The following is a 26,971-nucleotide window of genomic DNA, read 5'->3' as shown; positions in this document are numbered from 1 at the left end:
AAACCTAACCACCACCCAAAAACACCTCAGCCATCGCCTCACTATTAGACGCAAAATACAAATGCAAATAACTAGCCGTCAGCCCCTTATCACGATAAATAGATTCACCCGGCGCAGGATGCCGCTGACGTCTGCCATACCCAATTGGCTCCGGCGTCCCTTCACTACGTGAACGATGATGCGCATGTGCCTTCACATCACCTTCCGGCAGCACTGCCGTTTGCATACCCTGACAGCCACTGCGCCCACGCATCGCGGCATGACCCTCTAATAAACTGAGCATAGGGTACGTATTGCCCTGCAAGTCGGTGAGTGTTTCCAGCATATACATAAAGCCACCACACTCCGCGAGGATTGGCTTCTCTGCATCAAAAAACTCGCGAATAGCCAGCGCCATCGAAGCATTTTCGGCAAGCTTTGGGGCGTGTAACTCAGGGTATCCACCGGGAAACCACAAGGCATCAACCTCGGGTAAACCTGTATCATGTAACGGTGAGAAATAGCAACACTCCGCGCCCATTTGTTCCAATACCAACACATTGGCCGCGTAGATAAAGGTAAATGCTTCGTCTCGTGCGATGCCGATCCGCACGCCATCCAGTGAGAGTTTAGGAACGTCGATGGCGGCATCATCAAATGCAACGGGGGCAGGTAATTCGGTGAGTCCTGACTCCTCAATCCAGCGCGCACCCCGTTCGATACAAACTTCCAATTCATCACGAATTTCCGCTGCTTGCACCAAGCCTAAATGCCGCTCCGGTAGTGTCACTTCTGGCTCACGTGCTAGCGCTGCAATGAGCGGTAAGCTATCCGGCAAAGCATCTCGAATTAGTTGTTTATGACGCTCAGAACCGCAGTTATTAGCAATTAAACCAGCGACTTCATAGTCATCACGGAAATTTGCCAAGCCGCTAGCGAGTGCTGCCGCAGTTTGTGCCATGCCTTTTACGTCCATCACGATGGCAATGGGTATGCCAAAAGTTGCCGCCAAATCAGCACTGGAAGGTTCACCATCAAACATTCCCATTGCACCTTCGATAAGAATTAGATCAGCAACTTTGGCAGCCTCATAAAGCTTGTGTTTGCAGTCCGCTTCGCCAGCCATCCAAAGATCCAATGGCTCAACAGGGTGTCCTGAGGCTTGCTCTAAAATCTGCGGATCCAAGTAATCAGGACCTGTTTTAAACACACGAACTGTTTTGCCCTGATTTTTAAAATAGCGTGATAAACCCGCGGTGATGGTGGTTTTACCTTGGCCGGAAGCAGGGGCTGATAAGAATAGAGCGGGACAGTATACGGTCATTTTTAAGTGCCTGTGACGAATAGGGAAGGACTCAGAAATAGTTAGTCCCACCAAAGTTTGTTGGTCCGACCACTTAATTCTATAGTGGGCAGACAAAATTTATATTGATTAAATAGAGTCCCTAAAACTCAATCCCTTTTTGAGCTTTCACACCTAGACGAAACGCATGTCGCTCATCTTTGACATCACTAATGGTATCTGCGATTTCCATCAATTCCTCCGGCATCGTGCGCCCGGTAATAATTACATTCTGCATTTCCGGACGAGCTTGTAGCGCTTCTACAACTGGCTCCACCATGAGGTTTTTATACTTCAACGGATAGCTCATTTCATCAAATACTACTAAGCCATATTCCGGATTATTTAGCATGTCCTCGGCAATCGCCCATGCCTTTTCGGCGGCTTGTGTGTCTTCATTGTGATCTTGCGTTTCCCACGTAAAACCATGTCCCATCACATGCCAGTCAATCATCGGATGATCTTTAAAAAACAGGTACTCACCGGTGGCATCACGGCCTTTTATAAATTGGATTACACCACACTTTTGACCATGCCCCACACTGCGAGCCATTGTGCCAAGCGCTGAGCTGCTTTTACCTTTGCCGTTACCTTTGAGCAGGATTAATACGCCTCGCTCTTCGGTCGCTTTTGCGATTCGCTCATCGACAATTGCTTTCTTGCGTTTCATGCGTGCTTGGTAACGTTCGTTTTGTTCCGGGCTTAACATAGTGTGTTCCTTGAGCTGGTGCCTGCCATCAATTGATTACTTTATTAGACAATGAGGAATGACCAACGGTCATTAAATCCTGATGAGGTGTTTCTGGACTAATAATCTGCTGTCGTGAAAATCGCATAAATGCTGTAAAGAATCGTTCCGACGATAAATAGTAATAGACCGATTGCGGCAAGGTATCCCAACCAACTAAGTGCTTTTCTGGTTGGTGAAATCGGGGTTTCCTGATCACTCATCGCGATACTCCCATAGTATTAATTGAAAAATATTCTGCACCCAAAGCAGCGGCAATGTCACGGCCACGGCCACGTTTTACCGCTGACTGTTCGGTATCAACAACCGTACAGTTACCTGCTAATTGCAAACCTTCCACAGACTGCTGCGTGCGGCCATCTGTCAGTAGATACGTGTGAATGCTGATGTCAGGGTGTTTTCGTTTTACGCCCAACAAAAAATGCTGGGCTTGCGTGAGTACATCCCTGATTGGCGTACCGCCACCGGCAGGTGTTTGATCTAGTAAGTTGTTCAGTTGTTTAGGTGCACGCACTTGCGGCAGCAGCCATTTTACTCGTTCGTGACCAAAGCTCATTACTGCCAATTGCTCTCGCATTAAATAAGCTTGTTCCGCGATTTGTAGCACCACACCCTTAGACTTAGCAAAGGCTTGTGCTGCCAGCGTTGAGGCCGAGGTGTCTAACAGAATAAGATGTAACATGGCCTTTCCTTCGCGGGCTTTTTTAAAGCGCCACTGCCAGCTTCCACGGTTGTCTGAAGTGCGTTTCGCATTGCTGGCTAAGGTATTAAACCAATCAATTTTGTTTGAAGTTTGCTTACCTTGTCGGGAGCCTCCGGCTTGCTGACCTTTTTGCTTGCCGGCCAATAGTCGTGCGGTGTCACGTGCTTGCGGTGAGGCTCTATTAGCTGCTACAGCATGTTTGCGTTGATCAAAGGTAATCCTGATGGCTCGCTGAGAGGCCTGTTGCTGAGGAGGTAAGCCGCCCCAATCCTGATCGCCTGAATTGCCTGTTTCAGCGTTCTCATTTTGGTCGCCATCAGCATTGGTGTCAGTATCATTGTCAGGATTGTTTTGAGGTGGTTTGATCTGAGAATCAGACCCACGATTATTCTGTGCATTATCAGGTCGCGGTGGCGGGCGAGAAAATGGTGGTGGCGTTGGTGCGGGAGTATCTTGTGCGTCATGACGACGGTGTGCCAGGACTAGTGCTTCCACTGCATCAATATCTGCGATGTCTACTGTTAGCCGACCTTGCCATGCAGCATGGGCTACTGCCGCCCGGTACCACACAATATCCCCGCGCATACCATCCACATTTGCCGCATGACAGCGCTCGGCAATGATGCGTCTGATCTCAATCGGACACTCAATCTTGTTAACGATACTTTGAGCGCCTGTTATTTGTTGAATCAGCGCTTGTTGTTGGTCAGCATATTGCTGAATGAATTGCTGCGGTGATCGATCAAATGCTTCGCGCAATTCTACAATCTCAATTCGCTCTTCAATGCTGTAATGATTGCTTAGATTGACCGACAAGCCGAAGCGGTCTTGTAACTGAGGGCGAAGCTCTCCCTCATCCGGATTCATCGTACCGATTAATAGGAAGTTTGCGGGGTGTTGATGACTAATGCCGTCGCGCTCAATGATATTGCTGCCGCTGGCTGCGACATCGAGCAATTGGTCAACCAACGCATCTGGTAGCAAGTTGACTTCATCAACATACAGGACACCATTATGTGCTTTGGCGAGTAGGCCAGGGTTAAACACAACTTCCTGATCTTTAAGTGCCTGCTGCAGGTCCAGAGAACCAATAAGCATTTCTTCACTGGCGCCTAAAGGTAGAGTCACTAGCTTGCCGTGTTGCGGGAGTAGTTGTGCCAGTCCGCGCGCTAAGGTTGTTTTAGCAGAACCACGTGGGCCACTAATCAATACGCCACCAATCGATGGGTTGATCGTAATCAGTGTGAGCGCCAGTTTTAACAGGGCTTGTCCGGTGACGGCAACAAAGGGAAATGCAGGAGAATCCGACATCATATTGAGTCTGCTACTTAAAGCAGACTAATGTAGGGAATCTACCTTGGAATTGCAAAAACTATTCCTCAGCGAAAGGCTAAGCCTATTGAGGTCTAAGCCCCAATCAAATTACTCAACAACTACGCGGAATTTGATGCTAAACGAACTAGGTAGACCACCTGTAAGTGCTTTGAACTGTCCCGTTGTTGGCGCGCTTAAATGAGTCACTGAGGAATCCGCACCTTCGCCATCACCACTCGCGGAATAGGCGTAACTAGAACCACCATTATCTGAATACACCACAGTGCCTAAGGCCAATCCACTACTCACCGTCCCATCGACAAAGTAAGGCGCCAGGCAATGTCCTGAGTTCTCCACACATAGCTTAGTCTTGGCAGGTATCAAGTCAGAGATACGAATTGTGTTGTTGTCTGCGGGTGCAGAGCCGCTGTTTTCTGCCGTTATCGTGTATTCAAGTACGCTACCCGGAATCGCTTTTGGATTACTCGCCCCGTTATAAGGATCGTAAATGGTGTGTACTGACTTCTTTAGTGCAATGATCGGGATCAGATTGTTGTCTTCGCCCAAACTGTTTATATAGGCAGAGCTATCTGAGTCGGTAGTAATGATATGGCCGGGGCAAGCGCTGGCATCACTGCTGTTAGTTTTTTCCCAGCAAACACTGGTATCGGTATCGTTTGCATTCGGTGTAAGACTGATAGAAGTGCCTGCGGGCGTTCCTCCCAATCTGGAAACGTCTGAATTATCCCAACTTACCGTAACTCCTAGTGTGCTGACCGGAACAGGATCGGTACTGCCTGCACCGAAGGAAACATAATCGACAGGAATTGAGTTAACCACACCTGAGCCATTTAGGATTGTTGTGTCAGTCGCTGATGGTTTTAACAAGACCACATCATCACCTGTGTTAGCTAAGGGTGGGGAGGAGCTTTGGGTGTAAGCGTGATGAACATTACCTGCGCTGTTATCGGTACCTGTCGCTGAGTAAAGAATGACGTAGTCACCAGCGGCTACTGTAAAGTCTGGCAGATAGTAGTTTTGTGAACTGCCATCCTGACTGCTTAAAATATAATTGAGGGTGGAACCAGCAGTTTTAGCATAAAGCTCAATGAATTCAGGAAAGTCAGCAGTCTGTACATACATCACTTCATTAATGACTAACTCCGCATAGGTTTTATTGATAGGTTCCATTGCCCAGAAGGCGACTTGCTCATTAGTATGCGTTCGTGATCGGTCACCTGTGATGGTTTCTTCATCAATGCTCAAGTTCAACGTAGTTGAGACCGGATTGCTCCCGTGAAGCACTGCCCAACCGCCATTCACGCCATCCATCGCAGTTTGTGTAGCGGTCACATAGCTATAATTTCTGTTCAAGGTGTATTGGTAAGGTGCGCCAGCACTTGCTGCTCCGGCTATTCTGTCAGCGCCAAGCTCAATATTCACATAGGCATTGGCCATGATGTATTCGGCTTCTTCAGCAATAAAGTATCCTAGTGTTTCGGCATTTGGTAGTGCAGGCGCGGACTGGCCTGTGTGCTTACCGATACAGATACTGCCATTGTTAGGAGGTGTGCTGCGAGAAGTGCAGGCGCTAGACCAGAATGCAGAGAACCCCGGGTTTTCATAACTCATGACTTGACCTGTCACCACCGGCTGCGTGTATGACTGTACTTTGTAAGGTGCTGAGGTCACATTCTCAGTCAATGCCAAACTCCAGTCAGAGCCATAATTAGTGGTGCTCGATGAAACAGTATGTGCTTCGTACTTAATAGGATAAGTGTAAGAACCTTCTTCAGAAACAGTGCAATACACATCACCAGCTGTCACTGCATTACTATCATTAGGTTGTTGGATTTTTATCTGAAAACCTGTCCCAACCGGCTGTACTCTCACAACCGCCTCATTCGCTGCGATCGAGGGCAAGTTGTAGGTACAGACAATTACTGGGTTAGTGTAACTATTGCTAAGCGGAACGGCTTTCCACGCGTAACCCACACTAGGCACTTTCACCATCTCAAGATAAGAAGTGATCGGTGTAGCCCAAGCCAATTGGCTGGCTAAGCAGAGGCTTAGAAATAGGAGTACGCGAGTGATCATAGAGATTATTTTAATTTTTAGTACACAACTCTATCCTCAGAAAACTGTACAAATCATGAATATTCAGCTGCCAGCTAAGTGCTTCAGATAGTCGGGCAATGTTGATGCAAGCAAACTATTCAATTGACACTATCAGAAAGCCTCACCTATAATCGCTGTATTGATCGGTGCTGGCAGCAGAGTGATGACTGTCAGGTAAATGGGAAGTTGGTGCGTTTCACAATTCCAACACTGCCCCCGCAACGGTAAATAGATCGATGAGTGGTTTATGAGTCCGAAACCAGCCAATCAAGTTGACCGACAGGTGTTGCGGAGGGCCACACCGTGCGTTTACCTCAGTATCCGCAATCCCCTCTTTACCACCTTCTTGATAACTGCATGTGGATGAACCGCGTGCACAAGGAGACTTTACCATTGAATTTACGACCATTACTGGCAGGACTAATGACCGGTATGCTGGCCAGTCAAAGCGCTTCTGCTCATTTTCAAATGCTGCACATTGATGACTATATGCGGGCAAAAGGTGGCAACATCACCTTAAAAATGCCATTCACACACCCTTCTCACGGTGGCCCGATGATGGATATGGGTAAGCCGGTTTCTTTGAGTGTGCACCACAAAGGTAAACAAACCGACCTGACCGATAAGGTGACGCCGTTGACCTGGCAAGGCACTGAAAACCAGTCTGCTGCGTATCACGCGCAGACAAAACTGCGTGGCCTGGGTGATTATGTATTTAGTCTGACTCCAGAGCCTTATTTAGAAACCAGTGAAGACACTTACATACAGCAATTCACGAAGACCATTGTGAATGTGGGTGGGCTGCCGACGACGTGGAACGAACCACTGGGGCTGACAGCAGAAATTGTTCCCGACCAACGTCCCTATGCAGTCTACGCAGGAGGTCTGTTTAGTGCGGTTGTGTTAGCCGAAGGAAAACCTGTGTCAGGTGCCGAAGTCGAGGTGGAATTTCTCAATTACGATGTGAATGAAACAGGTGGTGGATTCGGGGAGTTGCCCTATGTTGAGTATCCTGCTGACAACCTGAATATTATGACCGTCGTGACTGACGATAACGGGCGTTTCTTCTTTGGTGTTCCTCACGAAGGTTATTGGGGATTTGCCGCCTTAGGTGTCGGTGCTAACACCGAGCACAAGGGCAAAGACTTATCACAGGATGCCGTGCTATGGATTCAGGCTCACCAACTGAAAAAGCTGAGGTAAAGCATGCATATCGTTGACGGTGCACTATCAGATTCGGTGGTTATCGGCGGCGCAGTGCTTGCCGTAGCAGGTATTGCCTACGGTCTGAAGCGAATGGATCTGGATCGTATTCCGCAAATCGGCATGTTGAGTGCGACCTTCTTTATTGCTTCACTGATCCACGTGCCAGTCGGCCCCTCCAGTTTGCATTTGATTCTGAATGGTTTAATTGGTCTGGCCTTGGGCTGGACAGCATTTCCGGCCTTATTCATTGCGCTATTACTTCAGGCAGCGTTTTTTGGCTATGGTGGGTTAATTGTGCTGGGTGTGAACACGGTGAATATTGCGTTGCCAGCGGTATTGATGGGCTTACTGCTGCGCCAGTTAATCGTCAATAGTCCCCCTAAACGAGCTGCAATACTGGGCGGTATTGCCGGAGCCGGTTCTATTGCGCTAACCGCCGTCATGGTGGGAGTATCACTGGCACTGAGTGGTGATGCGTTTATACCAGCCGCTAAGTTGGCGTTGCTGAGTCATATTCCTGTGCTTGTCGTTGAAGCACTGGTTACCGCTGCCACGGTGTATTTATTAGTACGTGTAAAGCCTGACTTCTTTAGTCATGCGGAGCGTTAGTGATGATATTCCAATATCAATCTATCAATCGCATAGTTATTTCCTCATTGTTGCTCGTGCTTGGCCTAACGGTCAGTACGAATCCATTGGCTCACAATGTGGTGTCCGGCGTTTACGCAGATGGCATGACCATCGAGGGTGAGATCGGTTTTTCTAATGGTGTCATGGCTGAGGCTGGTGTTGTTGTTCAGGTACTGAATGAAGCGGGCGATAAGCTGGGTGAGACGGTACTGACGGATGATGGCGCGTTTGTGTATCAGGCTGAGACTGTGCAGAAACACTTGTTCAAAGCTAACCTTAGCTCGGGGCATATTGCTGAAATGGTGATTGAGGCCGATGAGTTATCGGGTGATGCCGTTGCTGAATCAAATAATGTTGAAGCTAAAGGTGAAATAAGCGAAAAAACAGCACCACAGAACAATGTCGCTATAGCCTCCGCTATTTCCGCCAGCGAATTACAATCCATGATTCGCAGCGCAGTCGCTCAGCAAGTTCGCCCACTACAAAAAGAACTACGCGCTTATAAAGAGAAAGTGATGTTTCGTGATATTGCCGGTGGTTTAGGCTTTATCTTTGGCTTATTCGGAGTCGCTGCATGGATGGCTTCCAAGCGTAATGTGAAGGACGACTAATGCCACAATTTCTCGAACACAGCATGACCTCATGGCGCGGTCAGCAAGTAGAGCACAAGCAAAGCATTGTCGATCAATTTGATCCGCGTGCTCGGGTATTAGCTACCGTCATTTTTGCTTTAACCGTGGTGTTTAGTAAAACCTTGTGGCTGCCTTTTTTAGGTTTATTAATGGCCTTTGCCTTTGCGCTGTCAGCCTCTTTAAACTTCCGACGTACCTTGCGCCGTATGATTGCGATGGATATGTTTATCGTGGTAATGGTGCTTATGTTGCCCTTTACCATGAGTGGTGATGCCCTGTTTCATGTGTTTGGATTTGCCGCCAGTAAACAAGGTTTTATTCACGCGATTGGTATTGCTCTGAAGGCCAATGCTGTGGTGCTGACATTGCTATCATTGGTAGGAACGCTGGAAGCCAGTACGTTAGGGCACACGCTGGCACGCCTCAAAGTGCCGGAAAAACTTGTCCACCTATTACTTTTCACCGTGCGCTATCTCGACGTTATTAGCCGCGAGTACAAGCGCATGCGCAAAGCCATGAAAGCACGAGCCTTCGTGCCCAAAAACAACCTTCACACATGGCGCTCGTTTGGCTATCTGGTGGGTATGTTATTGGTGCGTAGTCTGGAGCGTTCCGAGCGCATTTTTGATGCCATGAAATGTCGGGGTTACTGCGGTAAATTGTATTTGTTCGATACGATGCAGTGGCAGCAGCGCGATACTATCTTGCTGTTATCAATGGCGTCATTCGCCGTGTTTGCCATTGCTTCAGGAGCTTATGTTGCATGACTGCTTTAATCAGAATGGATCAGGTTTCATACAGTTATCCGGTGCGCGGCATGGTGCTGGATCAGGTGGATATGAGCTTGTTTGCAGGAGAAAAAATATCACTGGAAGGCGGTAATGGTGCGGGTAAAACCACCTTGCTGAATATTCTGGTTGGGCTGAATAAACCAAAATCAGGCGGTGTGTTTGCCTTTGGCAGGGAACGCAAAGTCGAGACCGATTTTATCGAAGTGCGCGCTAAGGCTGGCTTCTTATTTCAAGACCCGGACGATCAGCTGTTTTGTCCGACAGTGCTGGAAGATGTCGCCTTTGGCCCGTTGAATCAGGGCAAGTCACCGGATGAAGCGCGGCAAATCTCTATCGAGGTGCTGGATTGCTTAGGTATGGCAGGCTTTGAAGATCGCGTGACGCATCAATTATCTGGCGGGGAAAAGCGCCTGATTACATTGGCCTCGGTGCTGGCTATGAAACCGGAAGTGTTATTGTTAGATGAACCATCCAATGCTCTGGATAAAGCGGCCAGGTTGCGGCTGATCGAAGTATTGCAATCATTACCGCAAGCGATGATTATTATCTCTCATGAGTCGACCTTTCTGGATGCGCTGGTGACACGTCGCACGCGCTTGGAACGAGGTAAGGTCTTAGATCTTTAGGCTGTCATTTTGGCTCGTTGCCATTTGCTCAGTTAACGCCACAGCGCATGCAGCCAGCAAACTGAGGCATAAAACCAATAAACAATAAGGATAGTAGCCCATGAAAAAAGCAGTCTCTCCTTTTGAAAACACCACCTTCAGACGCTTATTTGCAGCGCAAATCACCTCACTGATCGGCAGTGGCTTGACGCAAGTTGCTCTGGCTTTGCTGGCGTTCGAACTCATGGGAGTTCACGCTGCCATTGTGCTTGGTTTTGTGTGGGCATCCCGGGTATTGGCCTCGGTAATCTTCGCGCCGATCTTTGGTGGTTTAGTGCATCGCCTGCCGCGCCAATCGTGGTTAATCGGCTTGGATATTGGGCGGGCTGTATTGGTGCTGTGCCTGTTTTGGGTTGAAGACGTTCGTCTGTTGTATCTGCTGATTTTCCTCATCAATGTTCTATCCGCTGGATTTACACCAGTCTTTCAGGCGGTGCTGCCAGATGTATTGCCGGACGAAGCAGTTTACACCCGCGCATTATCTTACTCGCGATTAGCTTATGAAATGGAGCGTGTGCTTAGTCCAGCCTTAGCCGGAATAGCCTTATTTGTCATGAGCTTTCATGCCTTATTTTTATTAAATGCGCTGAGCTTTGTCGTCTCTGCCATCTTGCTATCGCTGACAGTATTTCCTGCAATGGTAGTGGGCGAGCGTACCGGTGGAATTTGGCACAATATTTCGTTTGGTCTGAATGCTTATTTGCAAACACCACGATTGCAGGGTTTGTTGGCCTTGCATTTGGTGGTGGCCGCCACTGGCGCGATGGTGATTATTAATACGGTGGCTTATGTACAGGGTGAGTTAGGGCTGAGCGAACAAGCTACCGTGTGGGTGATGGCAGCCTCAGGTTTGGGCGCGATGATCGCTGCCAGACTTACCCCGTGGCTACTGGAAAACCATTTCAATGATCGTAATTTGGTACTGATTGCCGGTGTGATTATGCTGCTGCCGTTAGTACCGCTCGCATTGACTAAGCCCGATGTAATAAGCCTTGCAATACTCTGGGCGATAATCGGATTTGCCTCATCATTAGTGCTCACGACTTCGGGACGTCTGGTGACGCGTTCATGTCGCAAAGCTGACCGTAGTGCTTATTTTTCTGCAAACTTCGCACTGTCTCACCTGATGTGGCTGATCTGTTATCCTCTGGCTGGGTGGTGGGGGAACTTGGGAACGAATATTGCTGCCATTGGCTTGGGGCTGGTCGGCTTGTTGGGTGTATTGCTGGCGGTATGGCGTTGGCCGGTGAAAGACGTCGAAGCACTCAAACATTGGCATGAGGAGATGGATCACCAGCATCCGCATTATCACGATGAACACCATCAGCACGAACATGAAGGTTGGGAAGGGGAAGAGCCGCACATCCACCCCCACCATCACCACGAAATTCAACACTCCCATCGCTTTGTGATTGATGAACACCACGCGCATTGGCCCAGACACTGATCAAAAATTGAAGCACTAAACAAGCAAAGACCAAAATACTCACAACGGGAAACCCATGCACATTCAAAATTACAAATCAGATTACAACAAAGCCATTACCGATGTGTTTTACGAGTCCATACACGCGATTGATACTTCCGTTTACACCGAGGCACAAAAACATGCATGGGCGCCGCTACCCAGAAACTATGAGGCTTGGGCGGGACGTTTGATGTTTAAAAGGCCGTTTCTGGCGATGCAGGATCAGCAGTTACTGGGCTTTATTGAGCTTGATCCGGATGGCTATATCGACTGCATGTATACTCACCCTGATCATCAGCGACAAGGTGTGGGGTCGACGTTGTACGAACATTTGGAAAGCGTTGCCAGAGATAAGGGCTTGGCGCAATTACGTGTTGACGCCTCACATGTGGCAAAGCCGTTTTTTGAGGGGAAAGGCTTCTCGGTGGTGAGTGAAAATCAAGTGGCCAGAGCGGATCAGATGATTACTAATTTTGCGATGGAAAAATCGTTGTAGTGATCAATTCAACTGAGTTCTGCTAGAATATTCAGAATCAGCAATTAGCCAAAGAATTTCGGGAGATACACATGGCAGGCTCACTACAAGATCAGCTGCTCGGCGCGGGCTTGATCAAAGACCAAGACGCAAAAAATATCAAAGCTAAAAAGCGTAAAGCGGAAAAACAAAACCGTAAAAATAAAGTTGAGCTGGAAAACGAAGCAGCGAAACTCGCTGAGCAGGCGCGAGAAGAACAACGCCGCAAGAGTCAGGAGCTGAACGAACAACGCCAGAAAGAAGTTGAGCAGAAGGCGATTGCTGCGCAGATCAAGCAAATCATTGAAATGAATAGCATCTTCAAAGGAAAAGGGGATGACTTACCGGTTTATAACTTTACCGATTTCAATAAAGTAAAAACCATCTACGTGACGGCGAAGAATCATGATTTGATTGCTCGTGGACGTATTGCGATTGCGCGATTGAATAATGCTTATCACCTGATTCCGGCTGAGGCAGCGGTGAAAATTAAAGAGCGGGATGCGGATTACATTGTGCTGTTGAATGATCCACTAGCGAACGATGATGATACGGTGGAAGATGATCCTTATGCGGATTACCAGATTCCTGACGACCTCATGTGGTGATGGTTGTTGGGGTCTCCGATATTAACGTTAATATCGGAGACCCCTGTTTGGCGTTGGTGGAGTGCGGATTTCACTCTTACATTTACTCAAGGTTAGTACTACCATGTCCTGATGGACATTCTTCTACGTGAATATGGCCGGATCATCTGGCTAAAACGATTCCCCGCGTTTCTTATGCTGCTCGGTATTTCGGGTGCGATTGGGCTGGATATCATGGCCCCGCTTATCTACAAAAATATCGCTAATGGTTTGGCGCAGCCGTTTACGCCGGATATCCGTGAGATGTTGATTCAGAATCTCATGTGGTTGGCGGGTGTCTTTATTGCTATTTGGTTGTGTTGGCGATTGGTTGAGTTTTCGGTGATTCCACTGGAAGCAGGGGGCATGGCGTTGTTGGATAAGCGTTGTTTTGAGGTGATTCTCAGGCAGCGTTACAGTTATTTTGAGGGGAATTTTTCCGGCAGTATCGTCAAGCAGTCGGGGCGGTTTGTGAAGTCTTACGAGACCATTATCGACTGGTTTGTGTTTCAGTTGTTTAGCAATGTGTTGTCCATCACGCTGGCGTTTGTGATTTTCTGGTTTCAACAGCCTGAGTTTGCCATGTATTTCTTGGTGTGGGCGGTGATTTTTATCAGCTGGAGCGTGTTTTTCTCTATCTGGAAGCTCAAGTTTGATAAGCGGGTCGCGGAGTGGGATTCTAAAATCGGTGGGGCGTTTTCCGATAGCATCAGCAATATTTTTATCGTGAAAAGTTTTGCGCTGGAGCGTGAAGAAAAGCAGACCGTGAGTGACTACGCCGACGAGACCTTCCGCAGGCGACGTACCGCTTGGATTCTGATGTTTATCTCATTTGCGGTGCAGGGCATTCTGGCTTTTTCCATCGAGATTATTCTGATTTATCTGATGATCGATAAATGGGAATCCGGTCTGTTTGAGATTGGGGTATTCGTACTGTTTCAGGCAGTGTTGATCAAGCTGATTCATGGTTTGTGGGACTTTGGCCGCAACTTCCAGCGCTTTTTTACTGCCGTGGCGGATGCCAGTGAAATGGCTGAAGTGTTTCGCAAAACGGCGTTGGATCAGGATCAACCCGGTACTGCAGCGCACCCTATTAACGATGGTCATATCCGCTTTGAGCAACTCAATTTCAATTACTCCGGCGCCATCGGGCCGTCGGCGGGTTTGTTTGAGAGCTTTAATCTGGACATCAAAGCCGGTGAAAAAGTGGCTTTGGTCGGGCACTCCGGTTCGGGTAAAACGTCACTGACCAAATTGCTATTTCGCTTTATCGAGCCACAATCCGGTACGGTTCGCATTGATGATCACGATGTAAAGCAGTTTACACTGAGCTCATTGCGTTCACAGATTTCCCTGATTCCACAGCAACCAGAGCTGTTTCACCGCAGTATTCGCGACAATATCACGCTCGGCAAAGACATTAGTGATGAAGCGGTTTACGAGGTGCTGGAGAAAGCCGGTGCGCGTGAGTTTGTTGAGGCAATGCCGGATAAACTCGACACACTGGTAGGCGAGCGCGGCGTGAAATTATCCGGTGGTGAAAAGCAGCGTGTGGCGATTGCCCGCGCCTTTTTGGACGGCGCAAAAGTCGTGGTGCTGGATGAAGCCACCAGCGCGCTGGACTCGATTACCGAGCAAGCCATTCAACAGGCGCTGTTTAAACTGATTGAAGACAAAACCGCGATAGTGATTGCACATCGCCTCTCCACCATATTGCGCATGGATCGGATTATTGTGCTGGATCATGGGCAGATTATTGAGCAGGGGACACATGCGGAGTTGCTGGAAAAGCGTGGTCGTTATTTTGAGATGTGGCAGCATCAGAGTGGGGAGTTTATTGGGGATTGAGCGCTGACTAATCAGCGCTTGATCTCATCCAACATAGCCTCACGCAAAATAGCGTTGATTCTGGTTTGGTAACCCTTTCCCTTTGACTTAAGCCATTCTAATACATCAGCATCCAGCCTGATGGTTGTTGGCTTTTTGACAGGGCGGTAGAGCGCAGGTTGTTCTGCCGCCTTATACCATTGCTTATTGTCATCCATTGGTGGGATGTCACTGTAATCGATGTCTTCATCTTTCATTTTAGATAAAGCGTTTAATTCCTCCTTTTGCTCCGCGCTAAGTGCTGGAGGATTGTCAGGGTCAAAATTGTGCCTGACGATATGCGCGTTCTTCTTTGGCATTGGCTTTTCTCGCTGAAATAATTCGGATTATGTCATCCTCACCTCTTACAGTGTAGACAACATAAAGCGTGTTGTTATCGACAAGACCGACAGTAGTCCACCGATCCTCATTTAACTGATCCCTTCCGTCATACGACTCAATCCGGTTGCTGTCATAGAACACGAATTGGGCTGTTTCAAAGCTAATCCGATGTTTTTGCCGGTTAGAAATACTTTTATTCTCATCCCATTCGAAAAGCATGTATGTACTCAGGTGTTAATACAAATATGCTAACACAATATCGTACTATTGTAGATGAATAAACGGTAAACCGACGAACAGGCATTTGTATATTCTGTGCATTTTTAAATGCTGATTTAATCCTCATCTTTTGGCATACTGGCTGATATTCCCCAGCCATTTGCATGATTCCTATGTCTGACTCCAAAACACCTTTGGTTTTCATTAGCTACAGCCATGACTCAGAAGCGCATAAAACCTTCGTGTGCTCTATTGCAGATCAGCTACGAAAGGACGGTTTGGATTGCCAGATTGACCAATACATCAACGGCTTTCCACCGGAAGGCTGGCAGCGCTGGATGGAAACGCAGGTCGAAGACGCCGACTTCGTCTTACTAGTCTGTACTGAAAAATACCTGCAACGCTATCGAGGCCAAGATCCGGACGGCGGGCGTGGGGTGAATTTTGAAGGCGTGGTGATTTCGCAAACCTTGTACGATGCTTACTACCGCAATACCAAATTCATTCCGGTAATTCCTCAAGGGGGTGGTCTGGAGTATGTGCCATTACCGCTTAAAGGCTATAGCACGTATACCTTGCCGACGGATTATACGGCCTTGTATCGGGTATTGACGGGGCAGCATGCGACGCCTGCGCTGGAGATTGGGGAGCTTGTGGCGTTGTCGGAAGCCGAGCGTACGCCAATGAAAGATAAAACCTCGGGTGCGGATACGTCCGGTGCTCAGGGTGTTTCAAACACTAACGAGAGTGCTCAGGTAACAGCAGGAAAGGGGATGTCGGAGACTATGAAAGCCGCTTACATTGGAGCCGGTGCGGCTTTATTGGCGGCGATTATTACGGGGTTGTTTGCGTTGTTAAATCCATCGGATAACACCGTTACTGGCAAGTGTGGAAGTGTGATTACCGGGTCTGTGGGTGGAAGTGTTTCAGTTAATTGTGATGAGGGAGAGACAAATTAATGGCTAGCTCAGGGAACGAATTATTGGATCGTCAAATAAGAACAGCTTCCGTTGCGATAGGCTTTAGTTTACTACTGATTCCTCAGCTCGCTTTTAGTTTGGCGGATGATAATAGAGCAGAGGGTGACTGCGCCATCATTGTAACCGGCAAGGTCGCTGGAAATGTAACGGCGAATTGTCCGGGTATTCCGCAGGAAGCGATTGATAAACTCATTGGTAGTATTGAAGAGACCATTGGGAACCAAAATGACCACATCCAGCTTCTCAAAGAAAAAATTGCGAAATTAGAGGCTGATCAGAAGAAAGCACTCGCTGAAAATACCGAAGACTTGAAGCTCAACCCTGAAGACGCGTTGTTAATTGCTGAGCGTGATGCATTAAAGCGCTTCGACATGGAGTTCGCGGCACAGTTACGGGAAAAGTATTTCCGTAAAAAATTGACGGAAAAACGTGCTGAACAAAAAGCCCGACTTCAGGCACTAGAAGCGCAACTTGCCGAGGAAAATAGAGCGTTATCCCACGAGGCATTTATCGCGGGTGAGCGCTGGGAGAGTGCGAATAATTTAAGTAAAGCATTACCGCTTTATCAGGAAGCGGTTGAGATTGATGAAGGAAACCGTCAAGCATGGCGGCAAGTTACTTTCGTTGCTAAAAAACTTGGGAAAACTCAGTTAGCGTTGGAAGCAGCTCGTAGTTTACAAAAACAGCTTAATCCTGAATCTGATACAAAATGGTTGCTTTCGGCTCTAAATGATGAGGGGGATTTGCTAAGAAGTCAGGGTGAAAACCGCATTGCATTAGACCGTTATCAACAGTCAATGAAGCTCACCCAGAAACTCGTTGAAACTGAACCAGAAAACACGGAATGGCAGCGCGACCTGTCGGTGAGTCATAACAAGGTCGGCGATATGCATAAGGCGAACGGTGACGGAGTGTCGGCGCTGAAGGCGTATGAGGATGGCCTAGCCATCGCCAAGGCACTGGCGGAACTCGACCCGAAGCACACCCAATGGCAGCGAGACCTGTCGGTGAGTCATAACAAGGTCGGCGATATGCATAAGGCGAACGGTGACGGAGTGTCGGCGCTGAAGGCGTATGAGGATGGCCTAGCCATCGCCAAGACACTGGCGGAACTCGACCCGAAGCACACGGAATGGCAGCGCGACCTGTCGGTGAGCTTTGAGCGAGTAGGCGATATGCATAAGGCCAACGGTGACGGCCTCAAAGCTCTGAAGGCCTATGAGGAATCGCTGGCGATTCGCAAGACACTGGCGGAACTCGACCCGAAGCACACCGGCTGGAAACGGGATTTATTAGTCCTCTTCAAGGTTAAAACCACCGTCTTTAGACGGTCAGATTTATCTGCGATACTTTTCCTTTCAGCTAAGTTTACAGCGGAGAGGCTAAGATGGAGTATCGGTATGGCAGCCACACAGTTTTCAAAATACAGTATCATTTTGTTTTTGTAACAAAATATCGTTACCAAGTACTTACAGGTGATGTGGGAATCAGAGTTCGTGAATTAGTGCGTCAGACATGCGAGGTCTTTGAGATAGAAATTCTGAAAGGGGTTGTGAGTAAGGATCATGTTCACTTACTCGTTTCAGCACCACCCACAATGGCTCCCAGTGAAATCATGCGGCGAATTAAAGGACGGAGCTCAGCCAAACTATTTGAGTCCTTCCCCGACTTAAAAAGGCGCTTTTGGGGACGGCACTTTTGGGCTCGAGGCTATTTTTGTGTAACCTCTGGTGATTTAACGGAAGAAATGATTAAGGAGTATCTTGAGCATCACTTCGAGCCTAAAGGAGACGATAATTTTAAAACGGAAGATTAGACGGGTCTACTTGACCCGTATCCGGACTTTCAGTCCTTTATGCTAACCCACCTGCTTTAGCTGGTGGTTGTTGAGTTATTTCCCAAAGTTTAGTGGCGGATATGCAGGTAATAAACGGCAATTTACAGGGCGCTCTTGAGGCATATGAGGAGGTGCTGAAGACAAATATTGAGTTGGCGGAACTCGACCCGAAGCACACCGAATGGCAGCGTGACCTTTCCGTGAGTCATAACAAGGTAGGCGATATGCATAAGGCCAACGGTGACGGCCTCAAAGCTCTGAAGGCCTATGAGGAATCGCTGGCGATTCGCAAGGCACTGGCGGAACTCGACCCGAAGCACACCCAATGGCAGCGCGACCTTTCCGTGAGTCATAACAAGGTAGGCGATATGCATAAGGCCAACGGTGACGGCCTCAAAGCTCTGAAGGCCTATGAGGATGGCCTAGCCATCGCCAAGACACTGGCGGAACTCAATCCCGAGATGGTGCAGTGGCAAACGGATCTGGTGGTGATTTACTACAATCTATCCACCGTACAACCCGAAAAGTCCAAAACCCTACTCACCGATGCACTTGCCATCCTCAACCGCCTGCACAGCGAAAACCGCCTCGATCACAGAACACAACAGTGGATTCCCTTTTTGGAAGATGCCATCAAGTAGCAGGCATCCTACAAGGGATCACAAGTCCCTTCAAAGCTTCAGTATTCAACAAGTGTTATTTCGGGAATAAATCGAAAATCCTTAGTATTGTAAGTAAATAAACTTGCCTGATTCATCAATGCTGAGGCTGCAATCAAACTGTCGGGGATGTCTAATGTGTGGCTTTTGGCATACTGCTGTACTAGGTCGAGCGCACAGTAAGAAATACTCTCGTCAATAGGTAGCTGTTCAAACTTTCCTAGAAATCGCTCCAGCATTTTCACTTCTTGTTTGTCGCGGGCACCATAAAACAATTCCATTGAAGTGATGATTGACACAAACATCGGTGCTTGCAGTTCAGAGAGTGTGCTGATTGTATCAGTATTATTTTTTAACACTTCAATCAGCACATTAGTATCCAGAATAATCATTTCCAGGCTTTCTCTCTCAGGCTTTCCTGAGAAATATCGCGTCCTTCCCACATGCCTGCAAATTCATTGAAATCTATCGGCTCAGGCTTTACTTGCTGTCGTGATATTTCCTTTTTCAATGTTTCTCTGATATAGGCAGAAACACTGACATTTAAACGGGATGCTTGTTGTTTAATCGCTGAGAATAAAGGCTCATCGAAGTAAATTTGTGTTCTGTGCATGGTGCGCCTCAAGTAATCGATCTATACATCACTATTATACATCATGGTGGAGGCGTCTACCATTGAGAATACAAAACACCTAATCCTGATCAAACAACTGAATCGCATACCCCGTTGTAAGCGCTTCTTTAACCTGCTTATTTTTCTGAGCAAACTTCGCCACTTTATCCCGTTTTAACTGGCGGCGCTTATCAACCACCACATCAAAAAAGCCTTCTTTAGTCACATAAAAGCGCGCTAAATATTCCGCGCCTACCAAGTCCTGAAAGTCCACATACACGATAAACGGGGCTGATGCGCCTTTCTCAAAGCCGTCGATGGCGTCTTTTGCTTTGGCAGTGACAGAAAAAATAAACATAGCGCGGACTCTTTGGTTTGGGGTTATTGGTATTTTACGGGAGTTACCGGGGAAACTCTATCGGCATAAAACTAAAAAACAATAATACTTTGCATTGCATAGTATTCTGTGATTATAATAAAACTAGTGAAAGCGCACTCACAGGTCTTGCCGGTGTTAAGTCTGGCAGGGATAGCTGCAAATAATTACTATGTTATGCATAGTATTAGGCGAGTATAAAATTATGGAAAACACGACCTACCAAAAATGGCTTGCGCAGTTACGCAAAGGGTATTTAGAGCTTTGTGTGCTGACGGTCTTAAAACAGAAGGAGTCGTCTTACGGCTTTGAAATACTACAAACCCTGGAACAGGCGGGGTTGCCGATTAACGAAGGAACCTTGTACCCATTACTCAACAGGATGTTTAAAAATGGCTGGTTGACGTCGCACTGGGTGACGCCATCAGAAGGAGGGCATCCGCGGCGTCATTATCAATTAAGTGATGACGGTGCGGAGTTGCTACCGAGCATGCTCGATACTTTTCAAAATAACCAGCAGGCGCTGGATAAGCTGAGGGATTTAAAATGACGAATAATCAATATATTAGCGAGTTAAAGAAGGCGTTGTCAGGTCTGGATAAGCAATCACGAAACGATATTATTCAGGAGATTCAAAGTCATGCAGCGGAGTCCGGAACCCCTTTAAGTGAGCGGTTTGGTTCGCCGGAGGAATTGGCCAGTCAATACCTTGAGGGTGAGATTATTGCCAAGCCGGTGAGTAAAAAAATTCTGGGCATCGGTAAGAAGGTGATCGCCTGGGTTGGTATTACGGTGGTGGCTTTGATTGCAGCGATCGCCCTGTTTATTTGGGTCATGTCAGGGGATGACTTTAACTATGCGGATGAAAACGCTGCGGAGTTAACCAGCACGGATGTGATGTGGATTTCAAAAGACTGGGATGCGCCGCTGACCGTCAACATGGATCAGGCTTCAGCCGTGTTTTATTGGCACGATGCGACGTCGGTGCGTTGGAGTTGTGAAGCGAGTGAGCAACCGACATTGGGTGATGATGGTGTGATGAAGCTTCGTCATTCTAAATGTCTGATCTACCTGCCGAAAACTGCGCTGACTTTGAATGCGGATCAGTCGCAGATAGTAGTCGTACGCCCACAAGCTGAGCTGAATATCAACATCGAGCAAGTTAGCCTGAAGGTGGCTGAGAATGGTGAAAAGTATCGTTATGACGTTGAGAGCAGCCGTAGCCGGTTTACTGGCTTGCAGTCTCAGGATGATGCGCAACACACCATCACTATTAAGGCGCATGAGTCGATGATTGTGAAGTATGAAAGTAAGTAAGTCGCGGGTAAATTCCTTAAATATTGAATGACCGTGAATGCGACAGTGCAGTTTAAGAAGTTGTATGCTGCGCGAAATCGCTAAACAAAGAAACGGCAGGCTCCGTCGCCGGAAGTCTGCCATTTTTATTCTTACTTTCGGGTTAGCTGCTAAGGCGTGTTAGCTTAATTAAACCGCTTCCAACACCGGAACCAAGTGCAGCAAATAGCCTTTGCCAACAAAAGTGAGGCGGTAAGTCGGTTCGTCGCTACCATTATCTGAGCGCTCTAAAATGCCTTTCTCCGTTAAGAAGTCCAACATGCCCGTAGACAGTTTGCTCAGCTTTAATTTGGAGGCGATATCCATTTGCGTGGCTAAGCCTTTAAAGGAGTATACCGCTTTCATAATGGCCGCATCTTCAGCCGAAATCTCAGGCATAGGCCCAGCATATTCAGGAAACTGATCCTTAATGTGTTTGCCGTAAATGCTTTTGTAAGACTCCTGAATGGCGCGGATATCGTCTTCTTTATCACCCGTGATCTGATAACTATGGAACACGCCGGACTCTTTGAGTTGGTAATCAACTTTGGCGAGGAAGATGGGTAAGCCAGTGTCTTCGGCGACATGGTAAAAGCCGGTTTTCCATTTATCCGTTTTGCCGCGTGTGCCTTCTGGTGTGAATAAGAAGAAGATGTCACGGTCACGATGGCGCTCGACGAAGTTTTTAATCAGTTCAACCTGACCCTTGCCACCGCTGGAACGGTTGATGGGTATCGCGCCCAACCACATGATGAATGACCCCACCACCGGCACTTTGCACCAGTTGTCTTTAATGGAGAAGTAGATTTTTTTATCGAGGATAATCGCTGCGCCCAGTGCGTAGAAAAAGTCCCAGTTGGAAGTGTGGGGTGCAGCAATGGTGATGCCAGCGCCTTTTGATACCGTGTTGGTGGTTTTCCAACCGGTAATTTTGAAGGCCGCTTTAAAGAAGTATTTGAAAAGGTATTTCCCGATAATGCCATCAAAGATGGTTTTGTCCCGAATTTGTAATGCTTGGTTTGCCATGCAATCTGCCCGTGGCTGTTTAATTTGAGAGCGCATACTAACACAACACAGCTTGCCCGCGGATGACTGCTTTATATTGTGGGGTTTGACTGGGTTCTGTGTTGGGTTGGCAAGTGTAATGAGAGGCAAGTTGCTGTGCTGATCAATAACGTGCTTCAAATAGTCAATAACGCCTTTAAGGAGTCGGATTGAATTTGTTGATACCAGTCGAAGGCATTAATAACAGAGCTACCCAGTGCCTGTTCAAAAGCCTCCTGATTGCTGGCTTGTGAGAAGGTCTCAGCGGCTTCATCGCCTAAATTAGACTGGAAAATACCCGCTGCACTGACCGGTAAAAAGTCTTCGTAAGTCAGTGGCTTGGCGCTCATTAAGTCCAACGCAATTAAACCGTCGAGCTCGGTGGAGGGCTTGCCTTGTTCCAGAGCGTCTTTAAAGTCTGCATTTTGTTGCAGCATGGTTTGCAGGAGCTCCAGTGAAGTCTGCGGCATATTGGAGGTCAGGCGATATTCGAAATAAGCCAGCTCATCGCGGCGCAGGGTTTCTAAATCATCCGGAAAGTCAGCGAATACAGTTTGTAGCGTTTGGCGGTAGTGTTCAGGGTCAGACTCTGGCTTGGGCGCTTGTTTGCGTACTTCAGCCAGTAATTGATCATAAAGCTCGCGACCTTTTGGGGTTAACGCCATGCCGCGTTGTTCTATTTCGCCAAAGCGGGCGGTGTGGCTGCCTGCGTTTGAGCTTGTGTCGTCGGCTGCGTTGTTGGTATCTGGCGTATCGCTATCTGCTTGGTTTTGTTGAAATACGACGGCTTCTTCCAGCGCTTTAAAACTGGTTTGGCGTAATAAAATGGCGTGCTTTCGTGCGGGTGGCCCTTCGATAATGGCTTTGGCCGCCATGCCGGATTCCACCATTTTTGTTTGTGCCGCATCAATATCCAGCGTGCGTGGTGTCAGGTGGTTTATGTGCGGGCCTTTAAACGAGACGATGTCGGCCGTCAGTGCATGACTAGTGCGCAGTGCTTCGTAGGTGTCTTTATCGACCAAAGCTTGCTCGTGCCAGCGGAAGGTTTCCAGCGCTTCTTTCACAAACAACTCAGCTTCTTCGCTGCTTAAACCACCTCGTTGTTCGTGCGTATTTATCAGCTCTAAGGCTTTGTCCGTAAAGATTTTCCGGCGCGCTAAAATGGCTTCTGCCTGTTCTCGCAAGGCTTCATCTTCAATTAAGTCAAGGCGCAGTAAAGAGGTAAACACACGGAATGGATTCGCTTCAAGTGACTGCGCGCTCACCGGACGAAACGCGGTGGAGTGCACCGGAATCCCGGCAACCGTCAGATCATAGTAATCCACCGGATACATGCCCATCACAGCAAATAAGCGTCGCATGGTGTTGAGTTCTTCGGCGGTTCCAAGTCTGATCGCACCGTGTCGCTCTTCACTGAGGCTTTCTAATGAGCCGCTGCGGGCGAGTTGGTTTAATGCTCCCGCACCCTGCTGGTTTTGCTCAATGATCTGCGCATTGACCGTCGCGACCAAACTAATCAAGTCACCATAAAGCGGCACTTCGTCACGATACATGGCTGACATCACCTGCGAGAAGCTTGCGCGAATAATATCGGGAGAAATGAAGTCTTGGCTGCTCATAATGGATGCTCAAATTTAGTGAAGCGATGCCGCTATTAGACCGCACTCTTTAGTGCAAATAAAGGCAATTTCTACGGTATGATGATTGTATAAATTGACTGCCATTAAGGAGCTTGTCCATGCTTTATCTCTCTAAAGAAAAAATCCTGACGCTGGGGCTGACCTCTACGCAAATTATCGACAAGTTAGGGCAGTTAATGAGTGAGCAAGGGCAGGGGAATGTGTTTTCTGCGCCCAAGGCGGCAATTAGTACGGAAGATCAGCGCTATATGATGGCGACAATATCCGCCACTAATAATCCCCCGTACATGGCGGTGAAAGCGTTGGTGGTGAACCAGAAAAATGCTGAGCAAGGGCTCGATACTATCAATGGCACGATCACTTTATTAAATAGCCAAACGGGTTTGCCGTTGGCGGTGATGGATGGAAACTGGATTACCGGAATTCGAACGGCTGCGGCAAGTGCGCTGGCTGCCAGACGTATGGCAAATCCGGATTCATCTGTTCTGGCATTTGTAGGGTGCGGGGTTCAGGCGGTTAGTCATTTGGATTTATTCAGTGAAATGTTCCCGCTGACTGAGGTTCGCTTGCTGGGGCGCGGTCTGAAAAACCGTCAGGCGTTGATGGCAAAAGCTGAATCAATGGGGCTCAAAGCGGTGGATTGTGACAGTGCCGAGGCGGTTGTGGAAGGGGCTGATCTGGTGGTTTCTTCCATTCCATTAACCATAGAGGTCGAGCCGTTCATTGATGCGAATTGGTTGAAGGAGGGCGCGTTTGTTTCCTCGGTTGATCTGGCGATGCCGTGGAAGCCTGAGAGTATGTCGACGTTTGATCGTATTGTGGTGGATGATTTGCAGCAGGAAGCAGCGATGCCTAAACCGTTGGTTGAACCGAGTTTGGTGATGGGGGACTTGAATGGTTTGCTAAAAGATGAGTTTAAGGGGCGTGAGGCTGTTAAAGAGCGGACTGCATTTGTGTTTCGTGCTGTGCCGTTGGGGGATCTGGCGCTGGCTAGTTTGGTTTATGAGGCGGCGATTGAGCGGGGAGTTAGCGGCGGAAAATCAAGCTAAGCCGTAGGAAGTGCAAAGTGATTACAGGCACCCCGCTGGTATTTGAATAATACTCTCGGTTAGCATTTTAACGTCGTTGCTATTGTTGATGACGATACCCAATGGTAGCTCATGCAGCTTCACAAACTGCTGCAATGACGTCAGTAGCTTGACCTTGGTTTGATGCCCGAATTTAATCTCAATAGGCAGTAGACCAAATTTACCCTCTAAAACCAGATCAACCTCAGCGCCATTTTTGGTTCTAAAGTAGTAATAGTCCCATCGCGTGACCTCGGTTGCCTGAATGCCTTTGATGATTTCTTCAATCACAAAAGACTCAAAGTTATGACCCACTTGAGGAGAGCGCAGCATTGCTTCTCGTGTGTCGATACCCGCTAAATAATGCGTAAAGCCACTATCTCGCAAAATACCTTTTGGCATTTTAAGTGCGGACTTACTCTTATTGTTTTCATAAGACGGTATCGTGCGCCAAACATGCGTTTTATCCGCTATTTCCAAATAGTCACGTATGGTCGTTTCAGAGACATCAATCGAGCGACCAAGCTGGGCTTTATTGATAATCGTGCCAGATAGCGAGGCCAGCGTATTAATAAAACGACGGTAACGAATACTGTCCAGGCGTGGAAACAAACGCCTGACATCACGATTAATATAGGTCTGGTAATAGTTCTCCATCCACACGTTATAGCCAAAGTTATCGTCACTCTGAACCGGCTCAGGATAACCACCTTTCAGAAAGTAGGGCAGCGTGTCTTCTACAGCAGGCGTTAATTGCTTGAGCTGTTGGATTGAATCATCTGTGATTGGCTGCTGAAATAACTCGTAGAAAGAGGGCAGCGGTTGCTCTGCGATCTCATTCATTTTTAACGTACCGATCTCAACGATCGCAATACGCCCTGCAAGGGTTTCGCTAGCTTGCTCCAGTAAGTCAGGTGAGCTTGAGCCGGTTAGTATAAAACGCCCCTTATTGTTGCGATCAGCATCGACCACACCTCGTAAATGACGAAATAGCGCCGGGTCTTCTTGCGCTTCATCAATGATTAGGTGTTGCGGATACTCGCTAAAAAAGAAGTCATAGTCACGAGTGATAAAGTCAAAGTCAGACGCGTTTTCGAGATCAATGTACTTCCAGTCAGGACGTAGCATTTTACTCAACGTTGTTTTACCGGTTTGGCGTGCACCAATGAGCATGACAACTGGGAATAGCGTCAGCAGGCGATTGATTTTTTGTTCGAGATTTCGTTTTACACCAGACATATCCAAACTCTACGCTTGGAATTGTCTGGTGTAAAGGGCGTAAGTACTTATTTTAAGGCTCTCTAGTGCTTCTTTGTAGTGGTAGCCAACGTTTAATTTTCTTTTTTATATTGTTGATGATATCAATGAAAGATGTTCGACTTGCTTCGGGTTCAACCCACTTTGATTCGAATACACGAGGTTGGGATTTATTGTGTTCTCTCTTTAAGGCATTAATTTCGCTTATTAAGTCATGCTTAGAGTATTGGCTATACTTATCTGTCAGCAAAGTCTGTTTCTCAATGTAGCTGAGTTGAACAGCGTTTTTTAAGCTATGCCCTTCAGGTAATGGGGCCAGAATAAATTCAAAATGAGCATAAAAGTCGTTTAGAGTTTCCTCATCAATATACCCCTCTTCATACTGATTCTTGAAGAGAGTATTAACCAGTTCTAATATACAGCCAATTACGTGTGTGAAGCCTTGTGAAACTGAAGGTGTATGCCTGGCAATATAGAAGCACTCTCTCAAGTCAGACCTGTCTGGGGGAGGATTTATTTTGACTGCTATCAGAAAACGGCTCTTTAGAGCATAGATGGCTTTTTCTTTCTTTTCTTCATCTGATAGTTCATTAAATATCTCTATGACCTTTTCACATTGTTCTTTAGCATCTCCAGTCATACCAAAGTAGATAAATAGAGTCGATAGGAAGTATGGCCTTTCTAGGTCAAAGCTTATACCTCCTAGTGTCGAGTACTGTTTGCAATGTTGAATGAGCTCTTTCTTTTCTATCTCACTCATTGCATTAATATAATCTTCATCTCTGAGGTCATTAGATATATGATATTCAAAGATTTCTTCTAGCCTTCGAATAGCTAGTAACCTTTGCTCTTTAAGCTTCTCCGAGTCAACATCTTCATTCGGTATATCTTTTAAAGAATCTTTGCATTCTTCTAGAGCTCGCTTGCTAATTACCTTCTCTTTTCTCCGTTGACCATGAGCTTCGTTAAATATGTGCTCGCTCTGTACACGACAAAAAAC

General features: G+C 47.4%; 30 protein-coding genes and 1 riboswitch. Of the genes, 16 read left to right on the top strand and 14 right to left on the bottom strand.

What is annotated here, in order from left to right:
• Positions 1-4: 4 nt before the first annotated feature.
• The 5 genes from DKW60_RS20120 to DKW60_RS20105 form a co-directional block, all read right to left on the bottom strand.
• Positions 5-1,303 carry a cobyrinic acid a,c-diamide synthase CobB gene (locus DKW60_RS20120; protein WP_109839460.1) on the bottom strand — a complete coding sequence of 433 codons (1,299 nt, stop codon included), beginning with the start codon at positions 1,301-1,303 and terminating at the stop codon, positions 5-7.
• A 121-nt stretch (positions 1,304-1,424) separates the two neighbouring features.
• Complete coding sequence (gene cobO, locus DKW60_RS20115; RefSeq protein WP_109839459.1) at positions 1,425-2,030, bottom strand: cob(I)yrinic acid a,c-diamide adenosyltransferase; 606 nt, start codon at positions 2,028-2,030, stop codon at positions 1,425-1,427.
• Positions 2,031-2,128: 98 nt separating this feature from the next.
• Positions 2,129-2,272 carry a hypothetical protein gene (locus DKW60_RS23815; protein ID WP_181389813.1) on the bottom strand — a complete coding sequence of 48 codons (144 nt, stop codon included), beginning with the start codon at positions 2,270-2,272 and terminating at the stop codon, positions 2,129-2,131.
• Positions 2,269-4,086: an AAA family ATPase gene (locus tag DKW60_RS20110; protein WP_219988855.1), complete on the bottom strand. Its 1,818-nt coding sequence runs from the start codon at positions 4,084-4,086 to the stop codon at positions 2,269-2,271. The genes DKW60_RS23815 and DKW60_RS20110 overlap by 4 nt, the downstream gene beginning before the upstream one ends.
• A gap of 108 nt (positions 4,087-4,194) precedes the next feature.
• On the bottom strand, positions 4,195-6,183 hold the full coding sequence (locus DKW60_RS20105; protein ID WP_109839458.1) for a lamin tail domain-containing protein: 1,989 nt from the start codon (positions 6,181-6,183) through the stop codon (positions 4,195-4,197).
• Between the two features lie 148 nt (positions 6,184-6,331).
• Positions 6,332-6,486: riboswitch (cobalamin riboswitch) on the top strand.
• Positions 6,487-6,597: 111 nt separating this feature from the next.
• Here DKW60_RS20105 and DKW60_RS20100 point away from each other — a divergent pair.
• The 9 genes from DKW60_RS20100 (at position 6,598) to DKW60_RS20060 (ending at position 14,584) form a co-directional block, all read left to right on the top strand.
• On the top strand, positions 6,598-7,407 hold the full coding sequence (locus DKW60_RS20100) for a DUF4198 domain-containing protein (protein WP_219988854.1): 810 nt from the start codon (positions 6,598-6,600) through the stop codon (positions 7,405-7,407).
• A 3-nt stretch (positions 7,408-7,410) separates the two neighbouring features.
• On the top strand, positions 7,411-8,019 hold the full coding sequence (cbiM, locus tag DKW60_RS20095; RefSeq protein ID WP_109839457.1) for a cobalt transporter CbiM: 609 nt from the start codon (positions 7,411-7,413) through the stop codon (positions 8,017-8,019).
• A 2-nt stretch (positions 8,020-8,021) separates the two neighbouring features.
• Complete coding sequence (locus tag DKW60_RS20090) at positions 8,022-8,651, top strand: hypothetical protein (protein WP_109839456.1); 630 nt, start codon at positions 8,022-8,024, stop codon at positions 8,649-8,651.
• Complete coding sequence (gene cbiQ / locus DKW60_RS20085) at positions 8,651-9,439, top strand: cobalt ECF transporter T component CbiQ (protein WP_109839455.1); 789 nt, start codon at positions 8,651-8,653, stop codon at positions 9,437-9,439. The genes DKW60_RS20090 and cbiQ overlap by 1 nt, the downstream gene beginning before the upstream one ends.
• The gene (locus tag DKW60_RS20080) at positions 9,436-10,089 is read left to right on the top strand and encodes an energy-coupling factor ABC transporter ATP-binding protein (protein WP_109839454.1); all 654 of its coding nucleotides are present in this window, start codon (positions 9,436-9,438) and stop codon (positions 10,087-10,089) included. Before cbiQ ends, DKW60_RS20080 begins: the two co-directional genes overlap by 4 nt.
• 100 nt (positions 10,090-10,189) lie before the next feature.
• On the top strand, positions 10,190-11,575 hold the full coding sequence (locus tag DKW60_RS20075; protein ID WP_109839453.1) for an MFS transporter: 1,386 nt from the start codon (positions 10,190-10,192) through the stop codon (positions 11,573-11,575).
• Positions 11,576-11,630: 55 nt separating this feature from the next.
• A complete protein-coding gene (locus DKW60_RS20070) occupies positions 11,631-12,092 on the top strand; it encodes a GNAT family N-acetyltransferase (RefSeq protein ID WP_109839452.1) in 462 nt (153 codons plus the stop codon).
• 71 nt (positions 12,093-12,163) lie between these two features.
• A complete protein-coding gene (locus tag DKW60_RS20065; protein WP_109839451.1) occupies positions 12,164-12,718 on the top strand; it encodes a DUF2058 domain-containing protein in 555 nt (184 codons plus the stop codon).
• A gap of 111 nt (positions 12,719-12,829) precedes the next feature.
• Positions 12,830-14,584, top strand: a complete 1,755-nt coding sequence (locus tag DKW60_RS20060) for an ABC transporter ATP-binding protein (protein WP_109839450.1) — start codon at positions 12,830-12,832, stop codon at positions 14,582-14,584.
• Positions 14,585-14,595: 11 nt separating this feature from the next.
• Here the strand turns inward: DKW60_RS20060 and DKW60_RS20055 are convergent, their stop codons facing one another.
• Positions 14,596-14,922 (bottom strand): BrnA antitoxin family protein, encoded by a 327-nt coding sequence (locus tag DKW60_RS20055; protein WP_109839449.1) that lies wholly within the window; start codon positions 14,920-14,922, stop codon positions 14,596-14,598.
• Entirely contained in the window at positions 14,882-15,163 is a 282-nt protein-coding gene (locus tag DKW60_RS20050; RefSeq protein ID WP_109839448.1) for a BrnT family toxin, read from the bottom strand. Before DKW60_RS20050 ends, DKW60_RS20055 begins: the two co-directional genes overlap by 41 nt.
• 173 nt (positions 15,164-15,336) lie before the next feature.
• On the opposite strand from DKW60_RS20050, the gene DKW60_RS20045 reads away from it, so the two are divergent.
• From DKW60_RS20045 to DKW60_RS20030, 4 genes are all read left to right on the top strand, one after another.
• Complete coding sequence (locus tag DKW60_RS20045) at positions 15,337-16,122, top strand: SEFIR domain-containing protein (protein WP_181389812.1); 786 nt, start codon at positions 15,337-15,339, stop codon at positions 16,120-16,122.
• Entirely contained in the window at positions 16,122-17,591 is a 1,470-nt protein-coding gene (locus tag DKW60_RS20040; protein ID WP_109839446.1) for a tetratricopeptide repeat protein, read from the top strand. The genes DKW60_RS20045 and DKW60_RS20040 overlap by 1 nt, the downstream gene beginning before the upstream one ends.
• On the top strand, positions 17,531-17,959 hold the full coding sequence (tnpA, locus tag DKW60_RS20035; protein ID WP_109837170.1) for an IS200/IS605 family transposase: 429 nt from the start codon (positions 17,531-17,533) through the stop codon (positions 17,957-17,959). Before DKW60_RS20040 ends, tnpA begins: the two co-directional genes overlap by 61 nt.
• A 101-nt stretch (positions 17,960-18,060) precedes the next feature.
• Positions 18,061-18,621, top strand: a complete 561-nt coding sequence (locus DKW60_RS20030) for a hypothetical protein (protein WP_109839445.1) — start codon at positions 18,061-18,063, stop codon at positions 18,619-18,621.
• Positions 18,622-18,659: 38 nt separating this feature from the next.
• Here the strand turns inward: DKW60_RS20030 and DKW60_RS20025 are convergent, their stop codons facing one another.
• The 3 genes from DKW60_RS20025 to DKW60_RS20015 form a co-directional block, all read right to left on the bottom strand.
• Positions 18,660-19,031, bottom strand: a complete 372-nt coding sequence (locus tag DKW60_RS20025; RefSeq protein ID WP_109839444.1) for a type II toxin-antitoxin system VapC family toxin — start codon at positions 19,029-19,031, stop codon at positions 18,660-18,662.
• On the bottom strand, positions 19,028-19,252 hold the full coding sequence (locus DKW60_RS20020) for a hypothetical protein (RefSeq protein ID WP_109839443.1): 225 nt from the start codon (positions 19,250-19,252) through the stop codon (positions 19,028-19,030). The genes DKW60_RS20025 and DKW60_RS20020 overlap by 4 nt, the downstream gene beginning before the upstream one ends.
• A 79-nt stretch (positions 19,253-19,331) precedes the next feature.
• The gene (locus DKW60_RS20015; RefSeq protein ID WP_109839442.1) at positions 19,332-19,610 is read right to left on the bottom strand and encodes a hypothetical protein; all 279 of its coding nucleotides are present in this window, start codon (positions 19,608-19,610) and stop codon (positions 19,332-19,334) included.
• 223 nt (positions 19,611-19,833) lie between these two features.
• On the opposite strand from DKW60_RS20015, the gene DKW60_RS20010 reads away from it, so the two are divergent.
• Both DKW60_RS20010 and DKW60_RS20005 read left to right on the top strand, forming a co-directional pair.
• The gene (locus DKW60_RS20010; RefSeq protein ID WP_181389811.1) at positions 19,834-20,178 is read left to right on the top strand and encodes a PadR family transcriptional regulator; all 345 of its coding nucleotides are present in this window, start codon (positions 19,834-19,836) and stop codon (positions 20,176-20,178) included.
• On the top strand, positions 20,175-20,945 hold the full coding sequence (locus tag DKW60_RS20005) for a DUF1700 domain-containing protein (RefSeq protein WP_109839440.1): 771 nt from the start codon (positions 20,175-20,177) through the stop codon (positions 20,943-20,945). The genes DKW60_RS20010 and DKW60_RS20005 overlap by 4 nt, the downstream gene beginning before the upstream one ends.
• A 168-nt stretch (positions 20,946-21,113) precedes the next feature.
• On the opposite strand, the gene DKW60_RS20000 is transcribed toward DKW60_RS20005, so the two are convergent.
• A complete protein-coding gene (locus DKW60_RS20000) occupies positions 21,114-21,989 on the bottom strand; it encodes a 1-acyl-sn-glycerol-3-phosphate acyltransferase (protein WP_109839479.1) in 876 nt (291 codons plus the stop codon).
• A 155-nt stretch (positions 21,990-22,144) separates the two neighbouring features.
• Positions 22,145-23,626 (bottom strand): 2-oxoadipate dioxygenase/decarboxylase HglS, encoded by a 1,482-nt coding sequence (gene hglS / locus DKW60_RS19995; protein WP_109839439.1) that lies wholly within the window; start codon positions 23,624-23,626, stop codon positions 22,145-22,147.
• 119 nt (positions 23,627-23,745) lie between these two features.
• On the opposite strand from hglS, the gene DKW60_RS19990 reads away from it, so the two are divergent.
• Positions 23,746-24,696, top strand: coding sequence for an ornithine cyclodeaminase family protein (locus DKW60_RS19990; RefSeq protein WP_109839438.1), 951 nt, complete (start codon positions 23,746-23,748; stop codon positions 24,694-24,696).
• A 21-nt stretch (positions 24,697-24,717) separates the two neighbouring features.
• Here the strand turns inward: DKW60_RS19990 and DKW60_RS19985 are convergent, their stop codons facing one another.
• Together DKW60_RS19985 and DKW60_RS23810 are read right to left on the bottom strand one after the other, a co-directional pair.
• Complete coding sequence (locus DKW60_RS19985; RefSeq protein ID WP_109839437.1) at positions 24,718-25,953, bottom strand: ATP-binding protein; 1,236 nt, start codon at positions 25,951-25,953, stop codon at positions 24,718-24,720.
• A gap of 52 nt (positions 25,954-26,005) precedes the next feature.
• On the bottom strand, positions 26,006-26,971 hold a 966-nt coding region (locus tag DKW60_RS23810), incomplete at its 5' end, for a V-type ATP synthase subunit I domain-containing protein (RefSeq protein ID WP_181389810.1).

This window comes from Leucothrix pacifica, assembly GCF_003172875.1.
GTDB lineage: Bacteria > Pseudomonadota > Gammaproteobacteria > Thiotrichales > Thiotrichaceae > Leucothrix > Leucothrix pacifica.
This window is presented reverse-complemented; position numbering and strand designations above follow the sequence as displayed.